The organism is Ferruginibacter sp., assembly GCF_031430955.1.
GTDB lineage: Bacteria > Bacteroidota > Bacteroidia > Chitinophagales > Chitinophagaceae > Ferruginibacter.
Genome location: NZ_JANPCM010000653.1, coordinates 1 through 9,510, shown reverse-complemented (window position 1 = coordinate 9,510; position 9,510 = coordinate 1). Strand labels below are relative to the sequence as shown.

Annotated in this window: 9 protein-coding genes and 1 pseudogene; 4 read left to right on the top strand and 6 right to left on the bottom strand. The window is 36.4% G+C overall.

Annotated features, from left to right (window positions below):
- A pseudogene (locus tag ACY65O_RS18525) lies at positions 1-201 on the top strand (LysE family translocator); the annotation flags it as partial.
- Here ACY65O_RS18525 and ACY65O_RS18520 read toward each other — a convergent pair.
- Entirely contained in the window at positions 198-527 is a 330-nt protein-coding gene (locus ACY65O_RS18520) for a DHCW motif cupin fold protein (protein WP_462222343.1), read from the bottom strand. The pseudogene ACY65O_RS18525 and the gene ACY65O_RS18520 overlap by 4 nt on opposite strands.
- 216 nt (positions 528-743) lie before the next feature.
- On the opposite strand from ACY65O_RS18520, the gene ACY65O_RS18515 reads away from it, so the two are divergent.
- Together ACY65O_RS18515 and ACY65O_RS18510 are read left to right on the top strand one after the other, a co-directional pair.
- On the top strand, positions 744-1,910 hold the full coding sequence (locus ACY65O_RS18515) for a class I SAM-dependent methyltransferase (protein ID WP_462222342.1): 1,167 nt from the start codon (positions 744-746) through the stop codon (positions 1,908-1,910).
- 125 nt (positions 1,911-2,035) lie between these two features.
- Positions 2,036-3,376: an exonuclease domain-containing protein gene (locus ACY65O_RS18510; protein WP_462222341.1), complete on the top strand. Its 1,341-nt coding sequence runs from the start codon at positions 2,036-2,038 to the stop codon at positions 3,374-3,376.
- Between the two features lie 193 nt (positions 3,377-3,569).
- Here the strand turns inward: ACY65O_RS18510 and ACY65O_RS18505 are convergent, their stop codons facing one another.
- The gene (locus ACY65O_RS18505) at positions 3,570-3,731 is read right to left on the bottom strand and encodes a hypothetical protein (protein ID WP_462222340.1); all 162 of its coding nucleotides are present in this window, start codon (positions 3,729-3,731) and stop codon (positions 3,570-3,572) included.
- A gap of 18 nt (positions 3,732-3,749) precedes the next feature.
- Between ACY65O_RS18505 and ACY65O_RS18500 the strand changes: the two genes are divergently transcribed.
- Positions 3,750-5,987: a Tex family protein gene (locus ACY65O_RS18500; RefSeq protein WP_462222339.1), complete on the top strand. Its 2,238-nt coding sequence runs from the start codon at positions 3,750-3,752 to the stop codon at positions 5,985-5,987.
- Positions 5,988-6,513: 526 nt separating this feature from the next.
- Here the strand turns inward: ACY65O_RS18500 and aat are convergent.
- The 4 genes from aat to ACY65O_RS18480 form a co-directional block, all read right to left on the bottom strand.
- Complete coding sequence (gene aat / locus ACY65O_RS18495; RefSeq protein WP_462222338.1) at positions 6,514-7,158, bottom strand: leucyl/phenylalanyl-tRNA--protein transferase; 645 nt, start codon at positions 7,156-7,158, stop codon at positions 6,514-6,516.
- Between the two features lie 264 nt (positions 7,159-7,422).
- Positions 7,423-7,965, bottom strand: coding sequence for a GrpB family protein (locus ACY65O_RS18490; protein ID WP_462222337.1), 543 nt, complete (start codon positions 7,963-7,965; stop codon positions 7,423-7,425).
- A gap of 196 nt (positions 7,966-8,161) precedes the next feature.
- Entirely contained in the window at positions 8,162-8,929 is a 768-nt protein-coding gene (locus tag ACY65O_RS18485; RefSeq protein ID WP_462222336.1) for an IS3 family transposase, read from the bottom strand.
- A gap of 23 nt (positions 8,930-8,952) precedes the next feature.
- On the bottom strand, positions 8,953-9,327 hold the full coding sequence (locus tag ACY65O_RS18480; RefSeq protein ID WP_462222335.1) for a transposase: 375 nt from the start codon (positions 9,325-9,327) through the stop codon (positions 8,953-8,955).
- Positions 9,328-9,510: the final 183 nt, after the last annotated feature.

Here is a 9,510-nt window from a genome sequence, read left to right as displayed (position 1 = left end):
GGTATAGGAGTAGGAACTTTATTAGGTAACTGCGTTTTTATTTTTGGTGGTAAATGGATGGTAAACAGGATTGCCAACAGTCAGCAATATTTAAACTGGATTATAGGAACCATATTTGCAATTACTGCAATAATACAGCTGATAAAAATATTGATGAAAAAAGATGCGGTTACAAAGTTTAAAGAAAACAAAACCGGCTAATCAACAATAAGCAGTTTGCATCCGTTTACTGATGAAGAACGGTGTGCTTCGCAATCGTCGCCTACATGATACGTCATGCCTTTTGAAAAAATAAAACTTCTGCCATCTTCCAGCTTGGTTTCCATTTCGCCATCAATACAATAAATCACATGGCCTTTGTGGCACCAGTGATCGGCCAGGTATCCGGCGGTGTATTCCACCATCCGCACCCTGATATCTCCCATAAAAAATATTTTAGAAATAGTTTTACCGGTAACGCCATCACGTTCGGTTACTTCCATATTGCTCCAGTCTAATATTGTAAAAGGAAATTTAGCTATTTGCATAGTTTTAATTTTAGTAGTTTAAAATTACGGTTTATACCAATTAAAAGTTGAAAAGAATACTGTCAGCCTGAGCTTGTCGAAGGCGGGTTGACTATAGCGCCGGTTTCGACAGGCTCAACCTGACATTTTTTTAATCGGATAGATTCATTGTCTAATTGGTATAAATTAACCATATACAGAATGATTACATTTGCAATGTCGTTAAAAAATAAATTCATGCAATATAATCTGCAACTTTTTCTTCAAAATATTTCTGCAAGTTTTGCCGGGCAGCAACTTATTAAAATTACACTGGGTAATAAAAGGAAAAAATCTGCGGAGCTGAAAAATATTTTTATAAAACCGGTAACCATAAAAAATACTGCTAAACTTTCTTTTACTTACCGCAATAATACCAACGATACTTTTAAAAATTACGATATAAAAGAAAGCCTTATTTTAATAGAGAAAATGCTGCAAACCGATTTTTATAATGCAGATCTTTTTACGGCCACTAACGATTTTCATTTATCAGCAGATAAAAGCGGCACTGTAAAAATAATTACACGGCCGGCCAGTTTAGTAATTAAAGAAGATGCCCAACAACATGATAAACAAAAAAATCGGGTTATTAATTCTGCCACAGCTTTGTATTTGCATGAGTTGGGTATTACAACCGCAGAAGGTATGGTTAAAAAAGATATGCAGGATAAGTTTAAACAAATAAACCGCTATGTAGAAATTATTGAAGGCATTATAAAAGATATTGATTTTGAAAAAAATATTACTGTTGCAGACATGGGCAGCGGCAAAGGCTATTTAACTTTTGCTTTGTACGATTATCTAACTGCTAATTTAAAATTATCAGCTACTGTTACCGGTATTGAAATGAGAGACGACCTGGTTAATAAATGTAACACCATTGCAGCAGCAGTAAATTATAAAAATTTAATTTTTAAAAAAGGAACTATTCAGGATGCCGAATTAAAATCCATTGATATGCTGATTGCATTACATGCCTGCGATACTGCTACCGACGATGCCATTTACAAAGGAATAAAAGCCAAGGCAAAAGTTATTATTTGTGCACCTTGTTGCCATAAACAAATTCGTAAAGAAATGGCGCCGGATAATGAATTGAAGAACATCACCAAACATGGTATTTTATTAGAGCGCCTGGCAGAAATCGTTACGGATACTATCCGTTCACTAATTTTAGAAGCCCATGGCTACAAAACAAAAGTGTTTGAATTTATTGCTACCGAACATACACCAAAAAATGTTTTAATTGTAGGTACCAAATCAGAAAAAACCGAAGCTGCAAAAAAAGAAAGTCTGGATAAAGTTACTGGCTTAAAAAATATTTTTAATATTAAAACACATTATTTAGAAACGCTTTTGTAGGAATTCGCCTGTGGCGAATTCTTTTTGAACATGCCGCAGGCATGTTCCTGCATTTTTTTCGCCATAACTAAAATAATTAGTAAATTGCTCCGTATTTACTATCAACTAAAAACTATTAACCGAACTTGTACGCCATTGTAGATATAGAAACCACCGGCGGTTATGCAGCATCTCACGGCATTACCGAAATTGCTGTGTTTATACATGATGGTACCAAAGTGGTAAAACATTTTGAAACACTTATCAATCCGCAACAAAATATTCCACGATATATTACTGCATTAACAGGTATAGATAATTATATGGTAAGTGATGCGCCTGCATTTGATGATATTGCAGATGTGTTGTTTGATTTGCTGAATGATAAAATTTTTGTGGCACACAATGTAAATTTCGATTACAGTTTTATAAAACATCAATTAAAAAATTCCGGTTATGAGTTAACGGCAAAAAAATTATGTACGGTTCGCCTGGGAAGAAAAATTTTTCCAGGGCTGCCCAGTTACAGTTTAGGAAATCTCTGCCGTTCTTTACAAATAAATATTGATAACCGCCACCGTGCCGGCGGCGATGCAAAAGCCACCGTGCAATTATTTGATTATTATCTTGCTAATAACGGCGAAGTTTTTATCAACGATATGCTTAAAAAATTATCTAAAGAGCAATGGCTGCCGTTGCATTTGGATAAAAAGGAAATTGATAAACTGCCGGCAAAACCCGGTGTGTATTATTTTCACAACAGTAAAGATAAGGTTGTGTATGTGGGTAAGGCAATCAACATAAAAAAAAGGGTAAGCAGCCATTTTACACATAACGACCCCGACAGAAAGCGACAGAATTTTTTACGTAATATTCATAAAATAAGCCATAAGGAATGCGCTACTGAATTAGAAGCATTAGTTTTAGAAAGCACCGAGATAAAAAAATTATGGCCTTTGTACAACCGCAGCCAAAAACAACCTTTGCAAAAATATGCGCTGTATTTATTTGAAGATGCAAGAGGGTACATGCGGTTGGCAATTGATAAAAAGAAAAAAAATGTGCAGGCATTGTATATTTTTAATTTACTGCACGAAGGCCTGGTGCTTTTAAAAAATATGGTGGATGAATTTGAATTAAATGCCAAACTTTGTTTTTTAGATAAAAGGCCTTTCACCATAACAGATTACGAATTTATAGAACCTCCGGTAATTTACAACGGCAAAATAAATAAAGCATTGGAAGCGCTGAATGAGCAACTGCCAACATTTGTTGTGGTTGATGATGGCATTAAAGCAGAAGAAAAATTATGTTTGTTAATTGAACGGGGAAGTTTTTGGGGCATGGGGTATATTCCTAAAAAATTAAAACTGCAATCTTCGGTGGAGTTAAAAAATTATTTAAATCCCTACGCCGATAATGATTATGTCCGTAACAGTATTTATTCTTTTGCCGAAGCTAATCCGCATAAAAAAATAGTGCTTTAACCCTTTGGCGGGTTTATTTCAAAATTGATTTTTAAAAGGCCCAGAGGGCCGAAATGTTAGTAGAAAATATAATAAACCGAATGATTTTAGCTCCATCGGAGCGATATGTTTTATATTTCGCTCCGATGGAGCTTTGGAAACATTATAAAATCGATTTTTCTACTGACATTCCGCCTCTATGAGGCTGAATAAATTAACTCCGCCAACGGGTTGCTTTAATTAATTGCCGCCACTCTTCCAATTTTTTGTTTGGATACACAACATTATTTTCGCCACCCGGAAAAGACGACAGACCACAGTTGGTAGCCGTAATTAGTTCGTGGTCTGTTGTCCGTCGTCCATAGTCTGTATTCAACAATAAAAGAAGTAACTAATGTCAGAGTTTATTCAACCAATAGCACAAAAATTTAATTTTAAAATACAACAGGTAGAATCCGTTTTAGCTTTGCTGGAAGAAGGCGCAACTATTCCCTTTATTGCCCGTTACCGTAAAGATAAAACTGGCGCACTGGATGAAGTGCAAATTCAGCAGATACAGGAAGAAGCAAAATTTTTAAAAGAATTTACGGAACGTAAAACTTTTATTGAAAAAGCTATTACCGAGCAGGAAAAAATGACGGAAGCCTTGCAGGAAAAATTAAATAAAGCCACCACCATTGCAGAATTGGAAGATATTTATCTGCCTTTTAAACCAAAAAGAAAAACAAAAGCACAAACGGCTAGAGAAAATGGACTGGAACCTCTGGCGAATTTTATTATTGCACAAACTGATGCCGATTTAATTGCAGAAGCTGCAAAATTTATCAACGAAAAAATAATTGATGCAGATGCCGCATTGCAGGGTGCAAGAGATATTATTGCCGAAACGGTGAATGAGGATGCAGCAGTAAGGGCAAAACTCCGAAATCTTTTTGAAAATACTGCCACATTACAAAGTAAAGTAGTTACAGAAAAAGAAACCGAAGGCATTAAGTATAAAGATTATTTTGAGTTCAGTGAATTGATCGCAAAAGTGCCGTCGCACAGGATTTTGGCAGTGCTTCGTGGATTTTTAGAAGGATTTTTACGCATCGAAATTTCGCCGCTGGAGGATGAGGCGCTGGAAATGATAGAGAGTTTATACATAAAAGGGATGAACAATTGCAGCGATCAAATTCGCAAAGCAATAAAAGATGCTTACAGAAGATTACTGCAACCCAGTTTGGAAACTGAATTTCGTACCGCATTAAAAACAAAAGCAGATGAAGATGCAATAAATGTTTTTGCAGAAAATTTACGCCAGTTATTATTGAGTTCTCCATTGGGCAGCAAAAGAATTTTAGCTATTGATCCCGGGTACCGCACCGGTTGTAAAGTGGTTTGCTTAGATGAAAAAGGGGAGTTGCAAAAAACAGATCTTATTTTCCCTCATGAGAATAACAGGGTGGCAGCTGAAGAAATAAAAATTAAAAATTTAGTACAGCAATACGGTATTGAAGTTTTTGCCATTGGTGATGGCACCGCCGGAAGAGAAACAGAGCAGTTCATAAAAAAATTAAACTTAAACCTGCCGGTGTTTTTAGTAAATGAAGATGGTGCTTCTATTTATTCTGCTTCTGCTATTGCAAGAGAAGAATTTCCCCATGAAGATATTACAGTACGTGGTGCAGTAAGTATTGGCAGAAGGTTGATGGATCCGCTGGCGGAATTGGTAAAGCTGGATCCTAAAAGTATTGGTGTGGGGCAGTATCAGCATGATGTAAACCAGTTTCGTTTAAAAGAACGGCTCGACGCTACCGTTATAAGCTGCGTAAATAATGTGGGCGTAAATTTAAATACGGCCAGCAAACATTTACTAAGTTATGTAAGTGGTATTGGCAGCACACTGGCAGATAATATTGTAAAGTACAGGAATGAAATTGGTAAATTCAGCAACCGCAAACAATTATTAAAAGTACCACGATTAGGCGGCAAAGCATTTGAACAATGCGCCGGTTTTTTACGCATAAAAGATGGCGAAGATTTATTAGATGCCAGTGCAGTACATCCCGAAGCATACACGGTGGTGCAAAACATGGCTAAAGATTTAGGTGTTGCTGTAAATGCTATTATTGGTAAAGAAGATTTATTAAAAACTGTTGATGCAAAAAAATATGCTACCGAACAAATTGGAGAACTTACTATAAAAGATATTTTAAACGAATTAAAAAAGCCCGGCCTCGATCCACGGAGTGAAGTGCAGCAATTTGAGTTTGCCAATATTTACAGTATTGAAGATGTAAAAATTGGAATGGAAGTGCCGGGTGTGGTAACCAACATCACAAGGTTTGGTGCATTTATAGATATTGGGATTAAACAAGACGGGCTGGTACATGTGTCCGAAATTTCTCACACTTACATTACTGATCCCAACGAAGTGCTGAAACTGAATCAAAAAGTAAACGTAAAAATTTTAGAAGTAGATACGGCACGTAAAAGAATTGCTTTATCCATTAAACAAACATTGCCTGCGCCGGAACGCAAACAATTTACTGGAGTTAAAAAACCATTTACCAGTCCGGTTAAAACGGAAGTACAAGAAGTGCCACTGACTGATGCACTGGCAGCATTGAAACAAAAGTTTAAAAGATAGGAGCCTAAGATTACACAAATTATTCTTTTTCCGTGTAATACTAATTAGCCATTAAAAAAATACTGTCAGCCTGAGCTTGAAGAAGGCGGGTTGGCCACCGCACCGGTTTCGACAAGCTGCTAATGACATGTATTTTTAAAGGTTGATAAACAATTTTTGCAAAAATTGATATTAGCCACATGAAGACTCAAAGGAAAAAAGCTTTGCTTTTTTTCTACTTCGTGCCTTCGAGCCTTTATGGCAAGATTTTTTCGCAGCGAAGCTGAGTATTTTTTCTCATTGTCATTTGCAAAGAGCTTAAATTTTTCTTTTATCCGCAGGATGCTGTGCATTAGTGTCTCAACCTGACATTTTTTATCGGGTAGATTAAATGTCCAATTTTATTAAATCAATTTCCAACTTTATAAAATCTTTTTTAAAATTCGGCTAAAGCCTGAAGATACTTTCAATTGCCACGGGCTTAAGCCCATGGCAATTGATTATGCTTATACCGGGCTTTAGCCCAACAGGCATACAGCTAAACTTTTTATTTTATTTCCTTCGCCAGTATTTCGCAAAATAATTTTCTGTCAATCATTTTTGCACCAAGGCTTTCTAAATGTGTGGTGTACACCTGGCAATCTATCAGTTTAATATGTTGCTTTTGTAAATGCTTTACAAAATTGATAAAAGCAAATTTGCTGGCATTACTTTTTGTACTAAACATACTCTCACCAAAAAAAATATTGCCTAACAATAGGCCGTACAAGCCACCAACCAATTCTCCATCCTGCCATGCCTCGGCACTAATTGCAAAACCAAGCTGGTGCAGTTTGGTATAAGCATCAATTATTTCCTGCTGTATCCAGGTGCCTTCTTCATGTTTTCTTTTTATAGCTTTACAGTTGGCAATTACTTTATCAAATGCTTTGTTAATGGTAAAACGGAAACTGCCATTATTTAAAACCGTTTGCATGCTCTTACTTACTTTTAATGAAGCAGGAAATAAAACAAACCTTGGGTTAGGGCACCACCAGCAAATCGGTTCGCCATCGCTGTACCACGGAAAGATGCCGCTTTTATAAGCCAGCAATAAACGTTCGGTGCTTAAATCGCCGCCAATGGCTAAAAGGCCATCATCAATGGCAGTATGTACGGGAGGAAAAATAATTTCTTCAGTTAAAACAAACATTATTAAAAGTAAGAAAAGTTATTTTGATTTGGATATCCTCTATACTCAGTTCAGTTTTTTTGTTTTTAATTCTGCCATGGTAATACAATTATTTGTGCTGAGTAGTAAAGTTATTAATGTTTTGTACAAAATTAGAAAAGGTAGTGGCAGCCAAAATGCAGTGGTACTTTTTGCGGAGTAGCTTACTGCAAGTTCAGGCAGCTTTTAAACGCCGGGTTCTCAAGCCAGGCTTTTAAGCCCGGCTGTGAACACCCCGGCGGAACTTTAAATATTTTTGTTGTGCGTTCGTTTTTCTTCTTCTATAATTGAGTCTATAAAATCATTAACATGAAGTTCTTTTAAACAAGCATATATTTTTTTGTCCTGGTTGGCTTTTTCAGCTAATTCGTATTTCATTTGCTGATATTTTATCCTGGCCCAATCATTTTTTCTTAAATAATTTCGAGATAAAATATGCCTTTCCAATGCTTTACTGTCAATTGGGCAAACATAAAGATGATGCTTTACCGTGTCTAATATTTCATTTGTCAATGTACCATTCCTTTTAAACACATCACGGTCTTCAATTCCTTGATTTCCGTAATGAAAATATCCTGTCTTTTCAAGTCCCAATTTTATTTTTTCAAAGTCTTGTTGTGTAGAATAGATAATGTCCAAGTCGATTATGGGTTTTGAATCCAAATTTGGTACAGAAGTACTCCCAACGTGTTCAATAGTATGTGTAATTCCTTTTAAGGCGATTTCGATTTCACGTTTTAAATCTGTAAAATTATTAATCCAGCCTGATGAATATTTTTTAAGTAACATACTTTTTAAAATGATGCAGCAAATAACTGAATTTATTTGATGTTAAAATTATGTACAATCATTTATATCAACGCAATTGTTTCTTTACGGTTATAGTGGTTCTTATTTGTGACGGCAAAATGTAGTGCTATTTTTTGTATAGTGGGTTACTGTAAATTCAGGAAGCTTTTCAACGCCGGGGTCTCACGCCACGCTTTTAGCCGGGCAGTGAAGACCCCGGCGGAACGTGAATGCTCCTTGCAATATGTATGGAAGCATTATCAATGTTGTCGTACTGCCTGCTGATGAGTTCGGTTTTTAAAATACCGTTTACTCTTTCGGCAATTGCATTTTCATACGGGTCTCCGTTTTGCGTCATACTGATATGAGCATTGCTTTGTTGGAGTAGTTGTACATAAGCTGTGCTGCAATATTGAATACCCCTGTCGCTGTGGTGTATTACAATAGTTTCTGGTGGTTTTTGTGCCAGTGCCTTTCTTAAAGCAAGGGTTGCGCTGCTCACCTTCATATCATCACTTACATGAAATCCTACAATTTTTCTGCTGTAGGCATCTGTAATTAAAAACAAGTAAGCAAACCTGTTTTTAAGTGGTATGTAAGTAATATCAGCCACCCACATTTCATGTGCTTTAAGTGGTGTAAAATCCTTTACCAGGTTGGGATAGCGGCGGAAGTGATGTTTGCTGTTGGTGGTGTGTACACTTCTTTTTACTCTTCTTACTAAAAGTTTATTACGTTTTAAAAGATCGAAAAAATTATCTCTTCCAATAGCGATCTGGTGTTGTTTAAAAAATGGTTGCAGCATGATAAAAAGTTTTCTTCCACCACATCGTGGCTGGTATTTTCTTATGGCATCAATTTGCTGTAGTATCAAAAATTCATTGGATAACTGCAGTACATCGTGCTGTTGTTTTTTGTGATAGGCCTGTGGCGAATAACCCAATAGCCGGCAAATCCGTTGCACACTAACAAACGGGATTACCTTTTTTACTTCTCGGACTGTTGGGTGCCAGGCTTTTTTCTGATAGAGATGTTGAGTTGTTTTTCAGCTACTGTAATTAAGGTATCCAGCACTATAACTTTTAACTGCTGGTGCTCCAGTTGCTTTTCCAGTGCTGCAATTTTTTGCAGTAATTCTTCATTGGTTTCCTGGCCTGCTGTGGTTGATTTTTTAGGCGAATTGTTCATACTGCTGTGGGAATAAGATTCCTGCTTTTGTGTAGGAGGCAAGTTATGAATTCCCTGGTGAATAAGCACCCATTTACAAATGGTGGTTCGGCTGATGCCGTACTTAGCGGCGAGCTTTCTAAAACCGCAGCCTTGCGTTAAATACTCCTGAATGATCTGTTTTTTTAAGTCCATTTTGGTTGATTTTGTAGTCAACCTATTTCAGGACGAGACACACTGCCGATGATTGTTTCAACGTCATGCCCCAATTGCACAAAACCTTTTGTTGTACGCATACTATTCTTTCTTCAACTTGAATGAGTTTAAAAAATCTAAAGCCTCTTTATTATTTTGTGTCCCATTTTTACACATTACAAT

Excerpts from the sequence above, each read along its gene's own strand:
- ACY65O_RS18520 (WP_462222343.1), bottom strand. The coding sequence starts at position 527 with ATGCAAATAGCTAAATTTCCTTTTACAATATTAGACTGGAGCAATATG.
- ACY65O_RS18515 (WP_462222342.1), top strand. The coding sequence starts at position 744 with ATGCAATATAATCTGCAACTTTTTCTTCAAAATATTTCTGCAAGTTTT.
- ACY65O_RS18500 (WP_462222339.1), top strand. The coding sequence starts at position 3,750 with ATGTCAGAGTTTATTCAACCAATAGCACAAAAATTTAATTTTAAAATA.
- aat (WP_462222338.1), bottom strand. The coding sequence starts at position 7,158 with ATGTTTGTTTTAACTGAAGAAATTATTTTTCCTCCCGTACATACTGCC.
- ACY65O_RS18490 (WP_462222337.1), bottom strand. The coding sequence starts at position 7,965 with ATGTTACTTAAAAAATATTCATCAGGCTGGATTAATAATTTTACAGAT.
- ACY65O_RS18480 (WP_462222335.1), bottom strand. The coding sequence starts at position 9,327 with ATGGACTTAAAAAAACAGATCATTCAGGAGTATTTAACGCAAGGCTGC.